The sequence below is a fragment of the Xanthobacter sp. genome, assembly GCF_041911315.1.
GTDB lineage: Bacteria > Pseudomonadota > Alphaproteobacteria > Rhizobiales > Xanthobacteraceae > Xanthobacter > Xanthobacter aminoxidans.
Window position 1 is genome coordinate 1 of the sequence record NZ_JAYRPE010000042.1, and the last position, 21,153, is coordinate 21,153.

At 69.9% G+C, this 21,153-nt stretch carries 20 protein-coding genes; 13 read left to right on the forward strand and 7 right to left on the reverse strand.

The annotated features are described in order from the left end of the window. The first annotated feature begins 345 nt into the window (after positions 1 to 345). Positions 346 to 921 carry a nitroreductase gene (locus ACE3QW_RS13460; protein WP_374251841.1) on the forward strand — a complete coding sequence of 192 codons (576 nt, stop codon included), beginning with the start codon at positions 346 to 348 and terminating at the stop codon, positions 919 to 921. A 213-nt stretch (positions 922 to 1,134) separates the two neighbouring features. Here ACE3QW_RS13460 and ACE3QW_RS13465 read toward each other — a convergent pair whose 3' ends face one another. Both ACE3QW_RS13465 and ACE3QW_RS13470 read right to left on the reverse strand, forming a co-directional pair. Then, entirely contained in the window at positions 1,135 to 2,094 is a 960-nt protein-coding gene (locus ACE3QW_RS13465) for a site-specific tyrosine recombinase XerD (protein WP_374251842.1), read from the reverse strand. Continuing rightward, a complete protein-coding gene (locus ACE3QW_RS13470) occupies positions 2,091 to 2,234 on the reverse strand; it encodes a hypothetical protein (protein ID WP_209483767.1) in 144 nt (47 codons plus the stop codon). Before ACE3QW_RS13470 ends, ACE3QW_RS13465 begins: the two co-directional genes overlap by 4 nt. Positions 2,235 to 2,422: 188 nt before the next feature. On the opposite strand from ACE3QW_RS13470, the gene fae reads away from it, so the two are divergent. The 3 genes from fae (at position 2,423) to ACE3QW_RS13485 (ending at position 4,573) form a co-directional block, all read left to right on the forward strand. Beyond that, entirely contained in the window at positions 2,423 to 2,962 is a 540-nt protein-coding gene (fae, locus tag ACE3QW_RS13475; RefSeq protein ID WP_374251843.1) for a formaldehyde-activating enzyme, read from the forward strand. Between the two features lie 337 nt (positions 2,963 to 3,299). Continuing rightward, entirely contained in the window at positions 3,300 to 3,881 is a 582-nt protein-coding gene (locus ACE3QW_RS13480) for a sigma-70 family RNA polymerase sigma factor (protein ID WP_374251844.1), read from the forward strand. Next, positions 3,878 to 4,573, forward strand: a complete 696-nt coding sequence (locus ACE3QW_RS13485; protein WP_374251845.1) for a ChrR family anti-sigma-E factor — start codon at positions 3,878 to 3,880, stop codon at positions 4,571 to 4,573. The genes ACE3QW_RS13480 and ACE3QW_RS13485 overlap by 4 nt, the downstream gene beginning before the upstream one ends. An 88-nt stretch (positions 4,574 to 4,661) precedes the next feature. Here the strand turns inward: ACE3QW_RS13485 and ACE3QW_RS13490 are convergent, their stop codons facing one another. Then, positions 4,662 to 5,201: a DUF2244 domain-containing protein gene (locus ACE3QW_RS13490; RefSeq protein ID WP_374251846.1), complete on the reverse strand. Its 540-nt coding sequence runs from the start codon at positions 5,199 to 5,201 to the stop codon at positions 4,662 to 4,664. A 169-nt stretch (positions 5,202 to 5,370) separates the two neighbouring features. Between ACE3QW_RS13490 and nth the strand changes: the two genes are divergently transcribed. Then, positions 5,371 to 6,225: an endonuclease III gene (gene nth, locus ACE3QW_RS13495; protein WP_374251847.1), complete on the forward strand. Its 855-nt coding sequence runs from the start codon at positions 5,371 to 5,373 to the stop codon at positions 6,223 to 6,225. 284 nt (positions 6,226 to 6,509) lie between these two features. Here nth and ACE3QW_RS13500 read toward each other — a convergent pair whose 3' ends face one another. Next, complete coding sequence (locus ACE3QW_RS13500) at positions 6,510 to 8,309, reverse strand: ABC transporter ATP-binding protein (protein ID WP_374251848.1); 1,800 nt, start codon at positions 8,307 to 8,309, stop codon at positions 6,510 to 6,512. Between the two features lie 465 nt (positions 8,310 to 8,774). On the opposite strand from ACE3QW_RS13500, the gene ACE3QW_RS13505 reads away from it, so the two are divergent. From ACE3QW_RS13505 to ACE3QW_RS13525, 5 genes are all read left to right on the forward strand, one after another. Further along, positions 8,775 to 9,035 (forward strand): zinc-finger domain-containing protein, encoded by a 261-nt coding sequence (locus tag ACE3QW_RS13505; RefSeq protein WP_024278328.1) that lies wholly within the window; start codon positions 8,775 to 8,777, stop codon positions 9,033 to 9,035. A 169-nt stretch (positions 9,036 to 9,204) separates the two neighbouring features. Further along, positions 9,205 to 10,392, forward strand: a complete 1,188-nt coding sequence (locus tag ACE3QW_RS13510) for an FAD-dependent monooxygenase (protein WP_374251849.1) — start codon at positions 9,205 to 9,207, stop codon at positions 10,390 to 10,392. A gap of 458 nt (positions 10,393 to 10,850) precedes the next feature. After that, positions 10,851 to 11,351: a GNAT family N-acetyltransferase gene (locus ACE3QW_RS13515; protein WP_374251850.1), complete on the forward strand. Its 501-nt coding sequence runs from the start codon at positions 10,851 to 10,853 to the stop codon at positions 11,349 to 11,351. A 184-nt stretch (positions 11,352 to 11,535) separates the two neighbouring features. After that, entirely contained in the window at positions 11,536 to 12,756 is a 1,221-nt protein-coding gene (locus ACE3QW_RS13520; RefSeq protein ID WP_374251851.1) for an ABC transporter substrate-binding protein, read from the forward strand. A 119-nt stretch (positions 12,757 to 12,875) separates the two neighbouring features. After that, positions 12,876 to 13,952, forward strand: a complete 1,077-nt coding sequence (locus ACE3QW_RS13525; RefSeq protein WP_374251852.1) for a DUF3616 domain-containing protein — start codon at positions 12,876 to 12,878, stop codon at positions 13,950 to 13,952. A gap of 48 nt (positions 13,953 to 14,000) precedes the next feature. Here ACE3QW_RS13525 and ACE3QW_RS13530 read toward each other — a convergent pair whose 3' ends face one another. Continuing rightward, the gene (locus ACE3QW_RS13530; RefSeq protein WP_374251853.1) at positions 14,001 to 14,456 is read right to left on the reverse strand and encodes a DUF6790 family protein; all 456 of its coding nucleotides are present in this window, start codon (positions 14,454 to 14,456) and stop codon (positions 14,001 to 14,003) included. 271 nt (positions 14,457 to 14,727) lie between these two features. After that, positions 14,728 to 16,164 (reverse strand): class II 3-deoxy-7-phosphoheptulonate synthase, encoded by a 1,437-nt coding sequence (locus ACE3QW_RS13535; protein ID WP_029559062.1) that lies wholly within the window; start codon positions 16,162 to 16,164, stop codon positions 14,728 to 14,730. Positions 16,165 to 16,558: 394 nt separating this feature from the next. Here ACE3QW_RS13535 and ACE3QW_RS13540 point away from each other — a divergent pair, with 394 nt between their 5' ends. After that, the gene (locus ACE3QW_RS13540) at positions 16,559 to 17,848 is read left to right on the forward strand and encodes a multidrug effflux MFS transporter (protein WP_374251854.1); all 1,290 of its coding nucleotides are present in this window, start codon (positions 16,559 to 16,561) and stop codon (positions 17,846 to 17,848) included. Positions 17,849 to 18,005: 157 nt separating this feature from the next. Further along, positions 18,006 to 18,923 (forward strand): SHOCT domain-containing protein, encoded by a 918-nt coding sequence (locus ACE3QW_RS13545; protein WP_374251855.1) that lies wholly within the window; start codon positions 18,006 to 18,008, stop codon positions 18,921 to 18,923. A gap of 244 nt (positions 18,924 to 19,167) precedes the next feature. Here the strand turns inward: ACE3QW_RS13545 and gor are convergent, their stop codons facing one another. Continuing rightward, positions 19,168 to 20,529, reverse strand: coding sequence for a glutathione-disulfide reductase (gene gor, locus ACE3QW_RS13550; protein WP_374251856.1), 1,362 nt, complete (start codon positions 20,527 to 20,529; stop codon positions 19,168 to 19,170). A 155-nt stretch (positions 20,530 to 20,684) separates the two neighbouring features. On the opposite strand from gor, the gene ACE3QW_RS13555 reads away from it, so the two are divergent. Then, positions 20,685 to 21,153 (forward strand): hypothetical protein (locus ACE3QW_RS13555; protein ID WP_374251857.1); only part of this gene is annotated, 469 nt, incomplete at its 3' end.

A 21,153-nucleotide genomic window follows, 5' to 3' on the forward strand; every position in this document is an offset into this window, starting at 1 on the left:
CGCGGCGGACGGCCCGAGGAACTGCATGGACTGCGCCGCGGCCGGCCCTGCGCCCGCAACGAGCCCCAGGGGGGCCATCACGGCCCAGAGCCCCAGCACAGCCACCCGCATCGCCCGCCCGGCCGCCAGCATCCGCGCGGCCGGGGCGACCGGTCCGGGGCGGCGGAGGCGAGGGAAAGCACGAGCGAAGCGGATCATGCCTCCTGACGTGCACAAAATTCGGGGCGGATTCAAGTCACCCGCCGCGTCAGCCTGCGGCCGGTTGCCGCCGCGCCCGCGCGGTTCCTTCCCGGGCGGGCCCTCTGTAGATTGCCCCGGAACCCTTTCATCGGAAGCCATTGCCCCATGACTGTTGTGAGCCCCGAGACCATCGCCCTCCTCGCCACCCGCCGCTCCTCGCGCGTCATCGATCTTGTCGCCCCCGGCCCCTCGGCGGAGGAACTGGACACCATTCTCACCATCGGCGCGCGGGTGCCGGACCATGGCAAGCTCGCCCCCTGGCGCTTCATCGTGCTGGAGGGGGACGGCCGCGACCGGGCCGGCGGCAAGCTGGCGGAGGCGCTCGCGGCATCCGATCCCGGCGTCGGCGAGAAGCGGCTGGAGGATGAGCGCGCCCGCTTCCTGCGCGCGCCGCTGGTGGTGGCGGTGGTGTCGCGCGCGGCGCCGCATGTGAAGATCCCGGAATACGAGCAGCTGCTGTCGGCGGCCGCCGCCTGCCAGAACATCCTCGTCGCCTGCGCGGCGCTGGGCTACGGCGCCACCTGGCTCACCGAATGGACGACCTACGACGCCAGCGCCCGCGCGGCGCTGGGCCTCGAAGAGTTCGAGCGCTTCGTCGGCTTCATCTATATCGGCACCGCCACCCAGAAGCTGGAAGACCGCCCCCGCCCGCCCCTCGCGGCTGTGGTGACGCGCTTCTGAGGGGGCGAGCACGCATTACCCGCTTTCGCACCCCGGACGCATGCAGCGCCAGCGGAATGCGATCCGGGGTCCAGCGCAAGGCGCCGCCGCAGGCGCTTCCTGATCCCGCCGCCCTCGGGCTTTGCCCCGCTGCGCGGGAACTCTTGCGCTGGCCCCCGGATCGGCGCCCCGGCTGCGCCGTCGCTTGTCCGGGGAACCGGGGGGCCTCCCCCCTCACTCATCCGCCAGCGGATGCAGGTCGCGCACCATGCTCTTGAGGCGTTCGTCGAGAACGTGGGTGTAGATCTGGGTGGTGGAGACATCGGCATGGCCGAGCAGGGTCTGCACCACCCGGAGGTCCGCGCCGTGCGCCAGAAGATGGCTGGCGAAGGCGTGGCGCAGGACGTGGGGGGAGAGCTTGGCGGGATCGAGCCCTGCGGCCAGCGCCAGCTCCTTCAGGTCGCGCGCCGCCTGCTGGCGGGTCACGTAGCCGCTCTCGCTGGAGGACGGAAACAGCCAGCGCGACGCCTCCAGCCCCGCCGCCTTGCGTGCATCGAGATAGGCCGCCATGGCCGTCCGCGCGGGATCGGACAGGGGCACGAGCCGCTCCTTGCGGCCCTTGCCGGTGACGAGGATGGCGTCGCCCTTGGCCCGCGCGGCGGCGGCCGGCAGCGACACCAGTTCGGAAATGCGCAGGCCGCTGGCGTAGAGCAGTTCGACCACGGCGGCGGTGCGCCGGCGCTTCAGCATCTCCGCGCGCGCCTTGGCTGCGGCCTCCCCCTCCTCGGCCGGAACCTCCGACGCACGGGCATGGGCGGTCTCGATCAGGGTGGAGACCTCCTCCACCGTCAGCACCTTGGGCAAAGGGCGCCCGCGCCTTGGGCCTTCCAGCACGGCGGCGGGATCGTCCCCCCGGTGCCCCTCGGCATAGAGGAAGCGGAAGAACTGGCGCACGGCGGAGAGGCGCCGCGCCACGGTGGTCGCCTTGTAGCCGCGCGTGGAGAGATCGGCGAGCCAGTCGCGGATGGCCTGCGTGTCGGCGGTCGCGATGGCGCGGGGGGCGAGGAAATCGGCGAGGTCGGTCAGGTCGCGCCGGTAGGCGTCCAGCGTGTTGGCGCCCGCGCCGCGCTCCACCGCCTGCATGTCGAGGAAGAGCGCGAGCGGGCCCTGCGCCGCCGGGCCCGCGCCGGTCATTTGCCGATCTTTTCGGGGGCGACGGTGAAGGAGAGTTCCCGCTCCTGTGGCTCCACCTTGGTGGCCAGCGCCCACAGCGCGGCGTAGCCGAGGCCGCCGAGCACGGCCAGCACCACCAGAATGCGGAAGAGCGTGGGCATCGCCGCCTCCTTCAGGTGCGGGCGCGAATCGCCCGCGGGCACCCCTCTTTCGCCAGAGGTGCCACGGCCGGCGCCGCCGTTCAAGGCGAGGCGCTGTCCCCATCCCTTTCGGCACCAGCGACGCAGCGTCGCCTTGGACGGGCGGGGTGGCGGGTGCTTTCTTGGCGCCACCCAACGAGGAGGAAACGATGAGCGACATCTGGTTCAAGGCGGGCGAGGCGACGGTGCTGGCGGCGGACGGACAGGTAACGGACGCCATGCCGGAAGTACTGATCGGCTCGGTGCGCGGCCCGGTGGGTCAGGCCTTCGCCTCGATGATGGGGCAGGTGCAGGGCCACACCCGCATGTTCGTGGTGCGCGACCTCAATCAGATGGTGCGCCCGGCGACGATGATGACCACCAAGGCCACCATCCATACCGCCGAATATGTGGACCTGCTGGGCGGCGTGGTGCAGGCGGCCATGGGCGACGCCATCGTCGATTGCGTCAGCGAGGGCATCATCCCCAAGGACCAGGTGGACGAGCTGGCCATGATTATCATGGTGTGGCTCGACCCGCGCTGCCCCGAGGACCCCAACCTCGACAAGGCCGACCTCTACCGCACCAATTACGAGGCGACCAAGCTCGCCATCTCCCGCGCGCTCAAGGGCGAGCCCTCCATCGATGAGCTGATCGCCAACCGCAAGAGCGTGAAGCACTACGCCCTCGACGGCATCATCGAATACTGAGGCCCGGCCCCACCGTGGATCGCCCGGACAAGCCGGGCAATGACGCCGGGAAAAAGTCCGGGAGCCCGCAATATGACCGGGCGGGGCGGACCAGCCATGAGGTCACGCTGACGTTGCTGGAGCCGGACCCGCCGCTCGGCTAGGGTCCGGCTTGCGCCGGTGGTCAGGGGGGCGGGTCCGGCCGATTTTTCCGGATCGGCCCCGTCATCCGCCCGGCCGTGTGCCGCGTATCGAGGGCATGAATGTCGCCGAGCAACGTCTCATCCCCGCAGTGCCGAAGCCGCGTCGCATCCGATCGCTGCCGGACGGTGGCGTTCGTCTCACGGGAGGGACGACCGTGAGCGTCCAGCCCGCCGAGCCAAGGGTGGCCGCCTCCGGTGCCGAGCTGAGCGCGCTCATCGTCGCCATCGCCAGCCGCGCCGACCGGGAGGCCTTCGCCCGGCTGTTCCGCCATTTTGCGCCGCGGGTGAAATCCTATCTCGTGCGCAGCGGCCTCTCCGCCAATGCCGCCGAGGAGTTGGCGCAGGAGACCCTGCTGACGGTGTGGCGCAAGGCGGCCTATTTCGATCCGACGCGGGCCGCCGCATCCACCTGGATCTTCACCATCGCCCGCAACCTCTCCATCGACCTCAAGCGCCGCGAGCGCTATGGTGATACCTACCAGGCCGAGACCCACGAAGACGAGGTGGACGAGACCTCGGGCGAGACCATCCTCATGACCGCCGAGCGGGAGGCGCGGGTGCGCGCCGCCCTCGCCAAGTTGTCGGAGGAACAGGCCACCATCGTCCGCCTCTCCTTCTTTCAGGAGAAGCCCCATTCGCAGATCGCGCAGGAGCTGGGCATTCCACTGGGCACCGCCAAGTCGCGCGTGCGCCTCGCGCTCAACCGTCTGCGTGCCCTGTTGGAAGACCTGAAATGAGTGCTTCGACCCATCCCGGCACCGAGACCCTGCTGCGCTATGCGGCGGGCACGCTGCCGGCCGGTCCCCGCCTGCTGGTGGACGTGCATCTCGACGGCTGCCCCGAATGCCGCGCGGCGGTGGCGCGATTGATGTCCGTCGGCGGCGCGTTGCTCGACGCCTGCGAACCGCTGGCCCTCGCCCCCGATGCGCTCGACCGGGCTCTGGCACGGCTCGACGGCCTTTCCCCACGCCGCAATCCCGCCGCGCTCCATCATGCGGAAGCCGCCGGAGCAACATCGCCGAAGCGCTGGCCGCTGCCGGAAGGACTGAAGCTGCCGCCCGGCGTCGTGCTGCCCCCCGCCATCGCCTCGCGCCGCATCGGCCGGCTGGTTCCGGTGGCTCCCGGAGTGCGGCTCGGCCTCGTGCATCTGGAGGAAGACCCCGACGCGCAGGTGCTGCTGTTCCGCATCGCCCCCGGCCGGGCCATTCCCCAGCACACCCATGCGGGGCTGGAATTCACCCACGTGATCTGCGGCGGCTTCAGCGATCCGAACGGCCATTACGGCCCCGGCGACCTCGTGGAGTGCGACGCCGACATCGACCACTCCCCCCGCGTGGACGAGGATGGAGAATGCCTCTGCCTCGCCGCTTTCGACGGCCGTATCCGCTTCCGCGGCCTGCTCGGCATGGTGACGCGGCCGTTTATCTGAACGGTTGGACTTTGCCTCGCTCAGGCGCCGCGCGGGCTTTTTGCATTGCCTCGCTCGAGCGCCGCGCGGGCTTATTGGGGCAAGACCCTCAGAACTGCGTGCGCGTCACGCCCTTCTTCACCACCGCCAGCGCCTCGGTGAGGTCGCTCGCCAGCTCCGCCTTCTGGACGGGGCCGAGGAAGCGGCCCACCGGCACGGTGCGCTTGCCGCTGATGAGGGCGACGTCCAGCGTCCCGTGATCCTCGTCGTCCTCACGCCACAGGCGGGTCCAGAACGGGTTGAGCCGTGTGGTGGAGGGGCGCCCCGCCGCCGGCTCGCGGCGGATTTCCACGAGGCTGGGCGTGACGAGGATGTGTTCGCGCGCCCGGGCCGAGCGGAAGCTGGCGCGGAAGGCGATGTACATCAGCAGCACATCGAGGCCGAAGAAGCCGAAGATCGGCCACGCCCCCATGGCGAGGAAGGCGACGCCCGACACGAAGCTCACCGCCCCGATGCCCGCCATCACCCAGAAGAAGCCGCGCCGGGACAGGGACCGGTGCGGCGCGAGCGTGACCGCATAGACGACGGGCTCGTCTTGAGCCTGCGCGTCCGTCTCGGGTGCGATGTCTCGGTCGCTGGTCTGGGGCATTGCTCGGTACTATACCCGAAAAATGCCGCGCAGGATCAATCCGCCCAAACCCGCCGTCCTCCCGGAAGCCGAGAGCGCCCCGGCCCCGCGCCCTGCGCGCGCCGCAAAGGGGGCAAAGGTCGCGGCCGGCGCGTCGGGAACCACCGGGAAGGGGGCGAAAGCCCCGCCCGTGGCCCCGGCCAAGGGCAAGGTCGCCAAGGCTCCGGCAAGCGGCACGGCGAAGGCGGCCCCAGCGTCAAAGGCTTCGGCCGGCAAGACGTCTACCGGGACCAAGCCCGCCGGAACCAAGCCCACCGGCAAAGCCGCCGCCCCCCCACCAGCCCCCCTCCCCCGCCGCAACAAGGCGGTGGCGAATGCGGCGGCGGCGGTGCATGGCAAGACGGTCTCGCCGTGGTCCGATGCCGAGATCACCGAGGCCTTCACCCGCTTCGAGGCACAGGACCCCGAGCCCAAGGGCGAGCTGGACCACACTGACGCCTTCACTTTGCTGGTGGCCGTGGTGCTCTCCGCGCAGGCCACCGACACCGGGGTGAACAAGGCGACGAAGGGCCTGTTCGCCGCCGCCTCCACCCCCGCCGCCATGGTGGCGCTGGGGGAGGATCAGGTGGCCCACCACATCCGCACCCTCGGCCTGTTCCGGGGCAAGGCGAAGAATGTGGTGGAGCTGTCCCGCCTGCTGCTGGAGCGCCATGCCGGCGTCGTGCCCAAGGACCGGGAGGCGCTGGAGGCGCTGCCGGGCGTGGGGCGCAAGACGGCCAACGTGGTGCTGAACATCGCCTTCGGCGTGCCCACCATCGCCGTGGACACCCACCTCTTCCGCGTCGCCAACCGCACCGGCCTTGCCCCCGGCGCGACGCCGCTGGCAGTGGAGCTGGGGCTGGAGGCCCGCATCCCCGACCGCTTCAAGCTGCACGCCCACCACTGGCTCATCCTGCACGGCCGCTACATCTGCAAGGCGACGAAGCCCGCGTGCAGCCGCTGCCTCATCACCGACCTCTGCCGCTGGCCGGAGAAGAATTTCTGAGGGGTTGGGCGCGGCCTCGCTTTTTGTCGTCCCATCGCGCCCCGGACAAGCGACACCGAAGGTGGAGCGCCGAGCCGGGGCCCAGGGGACAGTCCGGCGCAGCCGGCGATGCCCAACCGCCTTTCCGCTTGAGCCGCCTTCGGCGAACTCTTGCGCTGGGCCCCGGCTCGCATTCCGCTATCGCTGCATGCGTCCGGGGCGCGAGGACGGTGAGGGCACGCCGGCCGCATCAAGGCGCCAGCCTTTGGTGGCCTCCCCGCCCGAAGGCGGGAAGGCCTTTCTCATCACGCAGCCAATCCCTTGGCCAGCTCCATCGCCTGCCGCTCGAACAGGCGGCGGTAGAGGCCGCCTTCGCGGCGGACCAGCGTGTCGTGGTCGCCCTCCTCCACGATGCGGCCCCTGTCGAACACCATCAGGCGGTCGAGAGAGCGCACCGTCGAAAGGCGGTGGGCGATGACCAGGGTGGTGCGCCCCACCATCAGCCGCTCCATAGCATCCTGGATCGCCGCCTCCGATTCGGAATCGAGGCTGGAGGTGGCCTCGTCCAGGATCAGGATGGGCGCATCCGCGAGGAAGGCCCGGGCGATGGCGATGCGCTGGCGCTCGCCGCCGGAGAGCTTCACGCCCCGCTCGCCCACCAGCGTGCCGTAGCCGCGCGGCAGGCGGGCGATGAAGTCAGCCGCATTGGCCAGCTCCGCGGCCCGCCGGATCTCCTCGAACGAGGCGTCCGGCCGGCCATAGGCGATGTTCTCCATCAGCGAGCGGTGGAACAGCACCGGCTCCTGCTGCACCACGGCGATGGCGCGGCGCAGGGAGCCCTGCGTCACGTCCCGCACATCCTGCCCGTCCACGGTGACGCGGCCGGAGGTCACGTCGTGCATCCGCTGGATGAGCTTGACGAACGTGGTCTTGCCCGAGCCCGAATGCCCCACGAGGCCCACCCGCTCCCCGGCCGGGATGGTGACGGAGAGGTTCTCGTAGAGCGGCTTGTCGTGGCCGCCATAGTGGAAGGTCACGTTCTCGAACGCGATGGCCCCCTCCTTCACCTGCACCGGCACCGCCTTCGGGGCATCGGACACGCCCACGGTCTGGTGGTGGATCTCCACCAGCTCCTCCAGCTCGTTCATGGAGCGTTGGAGATTGTGGACGTGCATGCCGATGTCACGCAGGTAGGAGTGGATGACGAGGTAGGAGGTGAGCACATAGGCCACATCGCCCGCGCTCGCCTGCCCCTGATGCCACAGCACCAAAGCCGTGCCGATGATGGACGCCTGAAGCGCCACCAGGGCCAGAAGCTGCGCCGTGCCGGCCCAGGTGGCCGCCATCCAGGTGCGGTAGGTGCGGGCGTTCCACTTGCCGAGCACCCGCTCCAGCCGCTCCTCCTCGCGGGCCTCGGCGCCATAGCCCTTCACCACGGCGTTGCAACCCACCGCATCCGCCAGCACGCCACCCACCCGCGTGTCCCACGCATTGGAGAGGCGCGCCGCCGGAGCGACGTAGTTCAGCGACAGCGTGAGCGTGAGCCCGATGAAGGCCACCGCCCCCACCGCCACCACGGCGCCCAGTACCGGCCAGTTCCAGCCGAGCAGCAACGCCGTGCCGCCGAGTGCCACCACGGACGGGAACAGCGCCACCAGCAGGGTGTCGTGCAGCACGTCGAGGGACCACATGCCGCGCGAGATCTTGCGCACGGTGGAGCCGGCGAAGGACGAGGCGTGCCAGTCCGACGAGAAGCGCTGCACCCGCGCGAAGGCGTCCGCCGCCACGTCCGACATCATGCGCAAGGTGAGCCGCACGATGATGAAGTAGGTGGCATGCCGCGCGCTCACCATCGTCACGCCGAGGCCGACGATGGCGAGGAAGGCCATGGTCGCGAGGTGCCAGGCCGTCTCCCGGTCGGCGAGGGACAAGGCGTCGATCAGCCGGCCGGCGAACAGCGGCACCAGCACCTCGGCGAGGGTGGAGACGAGGACGGCGGCCAGAGTGGCCGCGATGATTCCCTTCCGCTTCGCCCAGTGGGTGAAGAGGAAGGCGAAGATGGCGCGGAACGACACCCCGCGCTTGTGGGTCTGAAACAACGACATGACACGATCCGGCCGCGCCGCATGGGGCGCCAGAGGCCGGTCCCTGATTCGAACGGGGACACGCGGCGCATGGCGCCGCAGATGACGGGTTCACGCGGCGCATGGCGCCGCTAAGGGGAAGAGGATGGGGCGCGTCAGCGGCTGCCCGCCCTGCGCAGGAGCGCAGGCGGGTGGCGGACCACGGGCCCCTGAATGTCCGAAAAGCTAGCGGCGGAAGCCGGGCTGGCGGGGAATCACATCCGTGCAATGGGCGCGGCGGAGAATGCCGCGTGGCACAGCAGGGGTGGAGAACGTGGTAGTGCTCATGGACGTGACCCCTCCCTGCCGGATGTTGATTCCGCGCGGCCCCGGAGCGGGGCGGCGCCTGCGGTATGGACGGCCGATCTGCCGCGGTCCAGACCCTTTCGCAGGCGGCCATGAGACGCTAAGGTCGCGGCGCTTTTTTGGACAAGCATGGGCGGAACCATGGCGGACACCGGCATTCCCCACTTCTGCAACGACCTCGGCGTCACCGTCATCGAGGTGGGCAGCAAGGAATTCATGTGCATCGGTGCGAAGCCGCCCTTCGACCATCCGCACATCTTCATCGACCTCGGCGACGACGACGAGCACGTGTGCCCCTACTGCTCCACCCTCTACCGCTACAACCCGGCGCTCGCCGCCGGCGCGGCGAAGCCGGAAGCGGCCGTGTGGCACGGCGAGCCCGCGGCCAAATCCGCCGCGTGACGCGCCGGCCCGGTAACGGCCCGGCTCACAAGACCTGCGGCCTGACCGCCGCGGAACACCCGTCTGACCCAATCCTCGGCCTGCTGCCCCCTGGCCTGATCCCCGCGGCCTGATCGCCGCCGCAAAGAAAGACTATCCGGCCGGCTCCTTCACGGAGCCGGGTCCTGCCATGGCCGATCCCATCCCCTTCCGGGCGAAACCCCGCACCGCCGCGCGCAGCGCCGTGGTGGTCGGCGCAGGCATCGGCGGGCTCGCCTGCGCCATCGCCCTGCGCCGTGCCGGCCTCACCGTCCAGGTGGTGGAACAGGCGCGCAAGCTGCGCGAGGTGGGCGCCGGCCTCCAGCTCACGCCCAACGCCACCCGCATCATCCGCGAGTTCGGCCTCTTGCCGCGCCTTGAGCAGGTGGCGGTGACGCCGCGCTCGCTCGATGTGAGGAGCGGCGCGAGCGGCGCCACCATCACCCGCGCCCATTACGGCCCGGCCGCCGCACGCTATGGCGCGCCCTTCCTCGTGGTTCACCGCGCCGATCTGCAGAACCTCCTCGCCGAGGCGGCGCAGGCCGAGGGCGTGCTGATCGCGCTCGGGGCCGAACTTACCGCTGTGGAGCCCGCCTTCGGCGGCGTGCGGGCGGTGGTGAAGCAGGGCGAGAATCTCATCGCCCACGGCGCGGACATCCTCGTCGGCGCCGATGGCGTGCGCTCGGCGGTGCGGGCGCATCTCGGCGTCGCGCGGCCGCCGGTGTTCGCCCAGCGCCTCGCCTACCGGGCCACCATTCCCGTGCCGGCCCGCCATCCGCCGGACGTGCGGCTCTATATGGGGCGCGATGCCCATCTGGTAGTCTATCCGGTGAAGGGCGGGGCGACGCTGAACCTCGTCGCCATCGTCAAGCACACCGAGCCGGTGGCCCGCTGGAGCGCGCCGGGCGACGGCGCCGCCGTCCACGCCGCCTTCGCGGACTGGGCGCCGGAAGTGCGCGAACTGCTGAAGGCCGCGCCGCATTTCCTGTGCTGGGGCCTCTACGATATCGATCCCCTGCCCCGCTGGAGCACCGGGCGCGTGACGCTCTTGGGCGACGCCGCCCATGCCATGCTGCCCTTCCTCGCCCAGGGCGCGGCGCAGGGCATCGAGGATGCCGCGGCCCTCGCCCGCGCCCTCCAGAAGGAAACCGACGCCGCCACCGCGCTGAAGGCCTACGAGGCCGAGCGGCTGGGCCGCACCGCGCGCATCCAGTCGGAAGCGCGACGCAACGGCATGGTCTACCACCTCTCCGGCGCCCCCCGCCTCGCCCGCGACCTGGTGCTCCGCCGGCAAGGCCCGGCACTGCTGGATCGGTATGGGTGGATTTATAAGGCTTGAGGGGCGGGCGGCTCGTTCATCGCAGGTCGCCGCCCGCCGCTGATTTCGCGCGTCATCGCCCGGACGAGCCGGGCGATGACGGTGTTTTTGGGGGGAACAGCCCCTTCCACCCCAACCGTCCGAGCCCCCTCTCCCCTCGCGGGAGAGGGCTGGGGTGAGGGGGGTGGCACCCTTTGTCCCAGCGTTGCCCAAGCCCGAGCAGCCCCCTCACCCCCGCCCCCTCTCCCGCGAGGGGAGAGGGGAGCCGCTGCGGCGGCACTGGCTCTCCGGCGCCCCCCGCTGGACCTTCCGCGCGCGCCATGCTATCCGCCCGCCCCATTCTCGTGAGGGGACCATGGGCCTTCGGCTTCAGCGACGACGACCGGACACGCTGCGCATGCGCGCACGCGCCGTCACGCCCGCCTGAAGCCGGCCCGCCGAACTCGCGGGCCTTCTGCCCTGCCTTGCGAGTTTTCCCCATGACCGAGCTTCCCTTGTCCATCGCCGTGGAGACGGCCGCCGACGACGCGGCCATCGACCGGCTGCATGAGCGCACCTTCGGCCCCGGCCGGTTCGCCCGCACCGCCTTCCGCATCCGGGAGCAGACGGGGCACGAGCGCGCCCTCTCCTTCACGGCGCGGGTCGGCACCATGCTGGTGGGATCGGTGCGACTCACGCGGATCAGCATCGGCACCACGCCGGCCCTGCTGCTCGGCCCGCTCACGGTGGAGCCGCCGTTCCAGTCGGTGGGCATCGGCGCTCGGCTGATGGAGCACGCCCTCGACGTGGCGCGCCAGCAGGGCCACCGGCTCGTCGTTCTGGTGGGGGACGAACCCTATTACGCCCGCTTCGGCTTCCGCCGCGTGCCCTTCGGGCAGGTGACGTTGCCCGGCCCGGTGGACCCGGGCCGCCTCCTCGTCGCCGAGCTGGTTGACGGCGCCTTCGCCGGCGTATCCGGCATGGTCAGCGGCAGCCGCTGACACGCGCCGGTTACGCCCTTGGTCTAAGGCACAACTGGCGGGGCGGCTCGCGCTCCGTTAGCGTGGTACCGAGATGCGAAACGGCCCGGCAGTACGCCGCTGGGCCGGGGAGGACGGCGCCGCCACGGCGCTGCCAAAGGCGTTCCCGCGCACCGCATCGGCGATGAAAGAGGGAGGAAGGACGATGACGTCTGGGATCATGCGGCACTCGCGCGCCCTGTTGGCGGCGGCGGCGATCGGCGCCCTGTTGACGGGCGCGGCCAAGGCCGAAGACACCACGGTGAAGCTCGGCGTGCTCAACGACATGTCCGGCGTCTACGCCGACATTTCCGGCCCCGGCTCGGTGGTCGCGGCGCAGATGGCGGCCGAAGACTTCATGGCCAAGAACAAGGGCTTCAAGGTCGAGGTCGTCGGTGCCGACCACCAGAACAAGCCGGACGTGGGCGCTTCCGTCGCCCGCAAGTGGTACGACCAGGAGAATGTGGACGCCATTCTCGACGTGACCACCTCCTCGGTGGCGCTGGCGGTGAACGACATCACCCGCGAGAAGAACAAGATCTTCCTCGTCTCCGGCGGCGGCACCTCCGACCTCACCGGCGCCAAGTGCTCGCCCAACACCGTGCACTGGACCTACGACACCTGGGCGCTGGCCAACGGCACCGGATCGGCCCTCACCAAGCAGGGCGGCTCGCCGTGGTTCTTCCTCGTCGCCGACTACGCCTTCGGCGCGGCGCTGGAGCGCGACGCCTCGGCGGCGGTGAAGGCGGCCGGCGGCAAGGTGGCGGGCAGCGTGAAGCACCCGCTTTCCACCACCGATTTCTCCTCCTTCCTGCTGCAGGCGCAGTCCTCCGGCGCCAAGGTCATCGGCCTCGCCAATGCCGGCAACGACCTCATCACCGCGGTGAAGCAGGCGTCCGAGTTCGGCATCACCCAGGGCGGCCAGCAGCTTGCCGGCCTGCTCATCTTCTCGTCCGACGTGAAGGCCCTCGGCCTGCAGGCGGCGCAGGGCCTCGTGCTCACCGACGCCTTCTACTGGGACCTGAACGACGACACCCGCGCCTTCTCCAAGCGCTTCGGGGCCAAGTTCAACGGCAAGATGCCCACCAGCGCCCAGGCCGGCGTCTATTCCAGCGCCATGCACTATCTGAACGCCATCAAGGACGCCAAGACCAAGGACGCGCCCAAGGTGATGGAGCAGATGCGCGCCACCCCAATCAATGACCCGCTGTTCGGCAAGGGCGAGATCCGCATCGACGGCCGCGCCATCCACCCCATGTACCTGCTGAAGGTGAAGAAGCCCGCCGACAGCAAGGGCGAGTGGGACCTGTTCGAAGTGGTCTCCACCATCCCCGCCAACGAGGCCTTCCGCCCCCTCAAGGACGGCAACTGCCCGCTTGTGAAGTAGATCGCGACCTGACGGCAAAACGCGTCGGAAGGGCCCTCCCCGCGGGAGGGCCCTTTTTCTTTGGGGCCGGGCCATGCAAAGATGCAGCGCTCCAATCTGCACGTCTTGCGGGAAACGCCATGCGCATTCTAGCCTCGCTCGCGCTCCTGCTGGTCTGGACCGGCGTCGCCGGGGCGGAGATCGTGCGCTCCCCCACCGTCTGGCGCCTATCGGCGCCGTTCGATGCAGAGCGCGGAGCCAACACCGAAATCAGCGGGGCCGCCTGCGCCACCGGCACGCGGACGTGCCTGTTGGTCAATGACGAGACCCGTTTCGCCCAATTCTTCACCCTCGGGAACGGCACCATCTCGCCCGGGAAGGTCATCGGCCTGCTGCCGAAGCAGGTCGGCGGCGTCAAGATGAAGGAGCTGGATGCCGAAGGCGCGGCCTATGTGCCGCCGAGCACGGCCGGCGCACCGGGCTATTTCTATGTCACCGGGTCCCACGGCGCCGGGCGCGAGGGGAAAGTGCAGCTGTCGCGCTTCTTCCTGATCCGCTTTCCGGTCGATGCCGCCACCGGCCTGCCGACCTTCGCCTTCGGCCGCGACGAACCGTCCGGTGAGGTCAAACGCACCCCGTCTCTGCGGGACGCGCTCCCCGACCTTGAGAAGTTCGGCATCTCCGCCAAACCGCCGCTCGATGAGAACGGCCTGACCGTGGAAGGCTTTGCCGTGATTGGCGGCGAAGCCCTGTTCGGCCTGCGCAGCCCCTGCATCGCGGGGCGGGCGTTCGTGGTGCGCACGGCGCTCGATCCCCTGTTCACGGGAGGCCCCGTCACAGCCCGCGCGAGCAGCCTCGCGATGGGGGACAATACGGGCATCCGCGACCTCGCGGCCGTGCAGGGCGGCGTTCTGATCCTCACCGGCCGCAGCAATGATGCGCGTCGTGGAAAGACCTACTCTTGCGAGCGTCCCGTCAGCGCGGCGACGAACGAGGCCAATCTGCCGGCCGCCAAGGTTTGGTTCTGGAGCGGCAGGGACGGCGAGGAGGCGACGCTGCTCGGCGCCCTGCCGGACGTATCGCGGGAGATGAAGGCGGAAACCCTGCTGGTGCTCGCCGAGGATACCGCAGGTTACCGCGCCCTTGTCTGGTTCGACGGCCCGCCCAACGGTGCCCCCATGGAATTCACAATTCCCCGGCCCCGCCCCGGCCAATAGAGGGGCGCCCGCGCGTGCTCGATGGCGGCCCTCGCCACCGTCCGCGCCTCACCCCCGCCCCAGCACCACCGCCGCCGCGAGCACCGCGGCCATTGCGAGGTCGGAGACCATGGCGATGGTTTCGGTGCGGGTCTTGCCCGCCCGCAGCGCGTGCTTCACGCCGGCGAGGAGATAGAACAGCCCGCCGCCCACCGCCGCCGGCAGGAGGAAGGACGGAAAGGCAAGGGAGAGGAGGCCGAGGAAGCCGAAGGTCAGGTTGGCGAAGCCCAGTTCCTGCACGATCACCTGCGCCTTGGGATCGGAGATCTCGAAGATGGTCTCGGCCGTGAAGGCCGGCTGCGTCACCTGCTTCAGGCCGGCGAGGCCGAGCCGTGCGCCGACGCCCCAGACCACGAACCACTTCAGCACCAGTGGCGCCAGCGGCCCACCCGCCACCAGCGCCTCGACGAGGATGCTCGCGAGCGGGGCGATCAGCATCAGCACGAGGATGGCGGCGAGATACATGGGCGGTCGCTCCCGGCGGGGGGCGCACAGATTAGCTTTTGCTCGGAAATTCAAAAGGCGCTTCCGCCATCACAATCGTCATACCCGGCCTTGTGCCGGGTATCCACGTCGGGCCGAGCGGGCACGTGCCAGGCATTCATTCCCAGCCGTGCCACGTGGATGGCCGGGACAAGCCCGGCCATGACGGCAGTAGGGCGGCCCCAAAACGAAGAACGGCGGGCCGAGGCCCGCCGTCCGTTCATTTGCACCGTCTGTCGGAAGAACCCGCGGATCACTCCGCGGCTTCGACCTGCGGCCGGCCGCGGGCGAGGCGCTCGCGCTTGAGCAGTTCGGCCACCAGGAAGGCGGTCTCGATGGCCTGCTCGGCGTTGAGGCGCGGATCGCAATAGGTGTGGTAGCGGTCGCGCAGGTCCTCGTCCGAGATGGCGCGGGCGCCGCCGGTGCATTCGGTGACGTTCTTGCCGGTCATCTCCAGATGCACGCCGCCGGCAAAAGTGCCCTCGGCCGCATGGATGTCGAAGAAGGAGCGGATCTCCGACTGCACCCGCTCGAACGGGCGGGTCTTGTAGCCGGAGGCGGCCTTGATGGTGTTGCCGTGCATGGGATCGCACGACCACGCCACGGTGCGGCCTTCCTTCTCCACCGCGCGGATGAGGCCCGGCAGGTAGTCACCCACCTTGTCGGCGCCGAAGCGGCAGATCAGCGTGATGCGGCCCGCCTCATTGTCCGGCTGGAGGATGTCCAGCAGGCGGATGAGGCCCTCCGGGGAGATGGAGGGGCCGCACTTGATGCCGATCGGGTTGCGGATGCCGCGGAAGTACTCGACATGCGCATGGTCCGGCTGGCGGGTGCGGTCGCCGATCCACAAGAGGTGGCCGGAGGTCGCGTACCAGTCGCCCGACGTGGAATCGACACGGGTCAGGGCCTGTTCGTAGCCAAGCAGGAGCGCCTCGTGGCTCGTGAAGAAATCCGTCGAGCTCATCTCGGGATGGCTCTTGGGATCGATCCCGCAGGCGCGCATGAAGTCCAGCGCCTCCGTGATCCGGTTCGCCAGTTCCTGATACCGCGAGGACTGGGGCGAATCCTTCACGAACCCCAGCATCCAAGCATGGGCGTTGGCGAGGTTGGCATAGCCGCCGTTGGCGAAGGCGCGCAGAAGGTTGAGCGTCGCCGCCGACTGGCGGTAGGCATCGAGCTGCCGGCGCGGGTCCGGAATGCGGGCGGCTTCCGTGAAGGCGATGTCGTTGATGATGTCGCCGCGGTAGCTGGGCAGAGTCACGCCGTTCTCGGTCTCGGTGTCCGAGGACCGGGGCTTGGCGAACTGGCCGGCGATGCGGCCGACCTTCACCACCGGCGAGCCGCCGGCGAACGTCAGCACCACCGCCATCTGCAGGAAGACGCGGAAGAAATCGCGGATGTTGTCGGCCGAATGCTCGTCGAAGCTCTCGGCGCAGTCGCCGCCCTGCAAGAGGAAGGCTTCGCCGCGGGCGACCTTGGCGATCTCGGCCTTCAGGCGGCGCGCCTCACCTGCAAACACAAGCGGCGGGTAGGAGGCGAGCTTCTTCTCGACCTCCTCGAGCTGCGCCTTGTCTGGATAAGACGGCATCTGGAGGCCGGGATAAAATCGCCAGCTATCCGGACGCCAGCCTTCGGCGCGGCGGGGAGCCTCGGCGCCAGGGACGGGAGCGGACTGCGGGCGGGTCACCATTTGACTCTCCATTTGCATAAGGCCGGCCGGTTGTCCGGTCCGGTCCGTCCCGCTGGTGCGCCTCCGGCGTTCCTCTTGTGTTCGCGGGATCGGAACGCGGGCTTATACACGAAGCACGTGCGCACCGAAAGGATGCGGCGCAACGCAGGCGCGACGCCCCGCGAGATGGGACCGGAGGGGCCGTTTCCCCTCGAACCCTGCCCTGGCGCTCAGGCCGTCCGTCAAAGACTTCTCTGCGAGCCTTCTCTTGGCCGCACCCATCGCCTATGAGGGGACTGCGCCTGCGCGCGCCTTCCCTTGTGAGACGTGCGCGCCAGCGCGCGTCTGCCGTTCCCTCCGGCACCGTCCTGAATGTCCGTGTCTGTTGCGGGACACGCCAACGCCCGAGCCTGTCATGTCACAGTCCCATCGCGCGCCGGCGCCAGCCCCCGCTACTGCCCTGCGTCCGCGCGGTCCCGCGCCCGGGCAGCCCGGCTCGGTCGGTCCCGGTGCAGTGGAGTTCGTCGCGCTCATCGCCCTGCTCATGGGCATGACCGCCTTCTCCATCGACAATCTGCTGCCCGCTTTCGGCGCCATCCGGGCCGATTTCGCGCTGGACAATCCCAATCACGTCCAGGTGATGGTCTACGCCTATCTCATCGGCATCGGCGGCGCGCAGTTCTTCTACGGCCCCATCTCGGACGTGCTGGGGCGCCGCCCCATCCTGTTCGCCGGCCTCGCGATCTATGCGGCGGGCAGCCTCCTCGCCTTGTTCACCCGCGATTTCGACGTGCTCATCCTTGCCCGGCTGATCCAGGGCATGGGCGCGGCGGCGGGCCGGGTGCTGGCCATCGCCATCGTGCGCGACCGCTTCGAGGGGCGCGACATGGCGCGGATCATGTCGCTGAGCATGATGGTGTTCCTCACCGTGCCCATCATCGCGCCGGCCCTGGGCAGCCTCATCCTCGTGTTCGGCTCGTGGCACCTCATCTTCGTGGCCATGCTGCTGCTGGCGCTCGCGCTGTTCGCGTGGTTCGGCCTCCGGATGCCGGAGACGCTGCATCCCGAATACCGCATCCCCTTCTCGATGCGCTCCATCGGCAAGGCGGCGATGCTCACCCTCACCACCCGCCACTCGGTGGGCTATGCGGTGGCCATCGGGCTCATGATGGGCTCGCTGATGGCCTATGTGGGCTCGGCCTCGCAGGTGTTCCAGACCGACGTCTATCGCCTCGGCAACCTCTTCCCCATCGCCTTCGCGGCGGTGGCGGGCATCATGGCGGTGGCCTCCTTCCTCAATGCCAGCCTCGTGCACCGGGTCGGCATGCGGCGGCTGTCCCATGGCGGCATCCTCGGCTTCATCGCGGCGGGCGGGCTCATGGTGGCCTCCAGCATCTTCTGGGACGGCAAGCCGCCGCTCGTGCTGTTCTGCGGGCTCGTGGCGGCGGGGCAGTTCCTGTTCGCGCTCACGGTGCCGAACTTCAATTCCATGGCCATGGAGCCTTTGGGCGCGGTGGCGGGCACCGCCTCCTCCTTCATCGGCGGCTTCACGACGCTGCTGTCCGCCGTGCTGGGCTTCGTCGTCGGCAGCCATTTCGACGGTACCGTGCTGCCCCTCGCCATGGGCTATCTGATGCTCGGCGCGCTGGCGCTGGTGTTCGTGCTGTGGGCGGAGAAGGGCAAGCTGTTCGGCCACCAGCATTAGTCACGGCGCGGAAGGGAGCGGCCCCGCGCAGGGCTGCCCTGCGCCGGCCACGCCCAAGTGTGTCGGGGAACTGTCCGCGAGCCGTGGTAGAACACGCGCGACGCCGACACGCCTGCGCCATTCCGCGCCTGCCGATCGCACGACCCCAGGAGCCCCCATGCCCCAGCTCTCGCCCGAAGGCCAGGCGGCCATCAACGCCATCTCCCAGCGCACGGGCTTCAGCCCGGATGCCGTCACCTCCATGCTGTTCTCGGTCATCGCCGGCAACGGCTCCATGGCCCAGTTCAACCACCCCGAATTCGGCGGCTCCGGCCAGTGGATGGCGGGCGGGATGACCATGGTCTCCGACATGTTCAACAGCTACCTCAAGGGCCGGGTGGACGGCCTGTGCAGCGAGCTGTCGAACCTCGTCGCCAGCCAGCCCGGCCTCACCCAGAGCGGCAGCTTCCAGTCGCAGAACCAGGGCGGCGGCTATTCCGGCGGCGGCCAGTGGCAGACCAGCGGCGGCGGCGGGTTCGGCGGCAACATGGGCGGCAGCTTCGGGGGGAACATGGGCGGCAGCCAGCCCAGCCTGTTCGTGCCGGATGCCTCCGGCAGCTTCAACTGGTGGCCGGCCGATCTCGGCCAGCCGGCCAGCACCGGCGCGCAGAACGGCGTGCGCTACGCCTATTTCCCCGGCACGCGCCGCCTCGCCATCGACCTCAATGGGCAGGTGACGGTCTATGACAGCCTCGATCACCAGATCGGCGGCTTCTCCCAGCAGCAGGGCGGATCGGGCAGCCTGACCTTCACCAGCCAGTACGGCACGGTGTTCGTCTCCAGCCTGCCCATCGTGAGCGGCGCGCCGCAGGCTCCGGCCTATGCGCCGCAGGCGCCTGTCTCCGCGCCCGTGTACGAGCCCGCGCCGCAGCCGCAGTCCTTCGCGCCGCAGCCGCAGACCTATGGCGGCGCCCAGCCGCTGGGCCAGAGCGAGATCATCTCCGCCATTGAGAAGCTGGCCGATCTCCACGCCAAGGGCATCCTCAGCGACCAGGAATTCAGCACCAAGAAGGCCGAGCTGCTCAGCCGGCTGTGAGGTGAGGCGCTTTCCCTAGCGCCACCACCCGTCCCTCACCGGCGGCATCCCCATCCCACACCGCGGTCATGGCCGGGCTCGTCCCGGGCATCCACGTCGTGCCGATGGCGCCACGGCCCGAAGCTCTATTCCCAGCCGAACCACGTGGATGCCCGGGACGAGCCCGGGCATGACGGTGACAGAGGCAGGACGCCTTGCAGCAACGGCAGTGGGGCCTGCCGGCGAACCCCTACCCCCTCCCCCCTCAAGACGCCTTCGTGCGCAGCGTCACCAGCTCTTCCGCCGCGGTGGGATGCACGGCGACGGTGCGGTCGAAATCCGCCTTGGTCGCCTTCAGCCCCATGGCCACGGCGGCGAGCTGGATCATCTCGGCGGCGGCCTCGCCCATGATGTGGACGCCGAGCACCCGGTCGGTCTCCCCATCCACGATCAGCTTCATGAAATTGCGGGTCTCGCGGCCGGAGAGCGTCGCCTTCAGCGGGCGGAAGGTGGTCTTGTAGATGTCCACCGGCCGCCCTGCGGCCCGCGCCGCCTCCTCCGTGCAGCCCACGGTGCCGATCTCCGGCTCGGAGAAGACGGCGGTGGCGACGAGGGAATGGTCCACCGTCCACGGCTTGTTGCCGAACACCGTATCGGCGAAGGCGTGGCCCTCGCGGATGGCGACGGGGGTGAGGTTGATGCGGTTGGTAATGTCGCCCACCGCATAGATGGAGGGCACATTGGTGCGGCTGTGCGCGTCCACGATCACCGCGCCCAGCGGGTCGAGCGCCACGCCCACCCCCTCGAGGCCCAGATTGCGGGTGCTGGGGATGCGGCCGATGGCGAGCATCACCTCGTCCACCTCCAGCTCCGAACCATCGGAGAGGACCACCTTCTTGCCGCCGGAGATGGCCTCGATGGAGGCCAGCGTCTTGCCGCTGACGAGCTTGATGCCGGCGCGGGTCATCTCGGTTTCCAGATGATCGCGCAATTCCATGTCGAAGCCGCGCAGCACCTTGTCGCCGCGATAGACCAAAGTCACCTCGGCGCCCAGCGACCGGAACAGGCCGGCGAACTCCACCGCGATATAGCCCGCGCCCTGGATGAGGATGCGGTCGGGGAAGCTGCGAAGATTGAATGCCTCGTTGGAGGTGATGGCCAGCTCGCAGCCGGGAATCTGTGGCCCGAGCGCGGGATGGGCGCCGGTGGCGAGCAGGATGTGGCGCGCGATCACCTCCTCGCCGGTGTCGAGGATGCGCACGCGGTTCGGCCCCGCCACCACCGCACGGGAAGCGACGATCTCCACCCCGGCGGCCTCGGCATTGCGCTTGTAGATGCCTTCGAGCCGGGCAATTTCCTTGTCCTTGTTGGCGACGAGGGTCAGCCAGTCGAACTCGGGGGCGCTGACCCGCCAGCCGAAGCCGGCCATGTCGTCGATGTCGTGGGCGTAGCGGCCGGCATAGACGAACAGCTTCTTGGGCACGCAGCCGCGGATGACGCAGGTGCCGCCCATGCGGTATTCCTCCGCCATCATCACCTTGGCGCCGTGCTGGGCGGCGATGCGGCCGGCGCGCACGCCACCCGAGCCGCCACCGATCACGAACAGGTCCACCTCGCGCTGTGTCATGTGTTGGCTCCCGCCAGATCCCGATGCGTGGCCGGTGACTTGAAGGAGCCTCGCCGGGGCGTCAAGCAAACTCGCCGTGGGGTGGCCGCTTGCCGCCTCTGCACATAGGTGCTTCAACGCGGCAGCCAATCCGGACGCCCATCGATACGCAAGGCATGCACGACACCGAGATTCCCCCGCTCTGGCTGAAGCGCGCACCGGCCGCGACGGGCCGCACGGGCTTCGCTTTGCCCGCCGTGCTGCGGCTGCGCGCGCGGCGGGGGGCCCTCGCCATCGTGCTGGCGGGCGAGGGTGCGGACGCCCCCCTGCCCTTCACCTTCGCCAGCACAACAGGCGGGGGCGAGGGTGAGACCCTGCTGCCCGGCGTGCCCACCGTGGCGCTGGTGCCGGCCGGGGCGACGCGGATCGAGGTGGAGGGCGCGCCCGCCGGTTTCCGGCTGGGCTATTACCCCGTCCACAAGGTGGCGCTGAAGCTGCACGCTTTCGCCAACGGCCGGTTTGAAGGCCTCGGCCTGCCGCGCCGCTGGAAGGCGGCCGGCGTCGCCGCCCGCACCCTGCGCGGGGCGCTTCATGCCCTCGTCTCCGCCGCGCCCGCGCGCCGACGGGCCGAGGCGGCGCGCTACC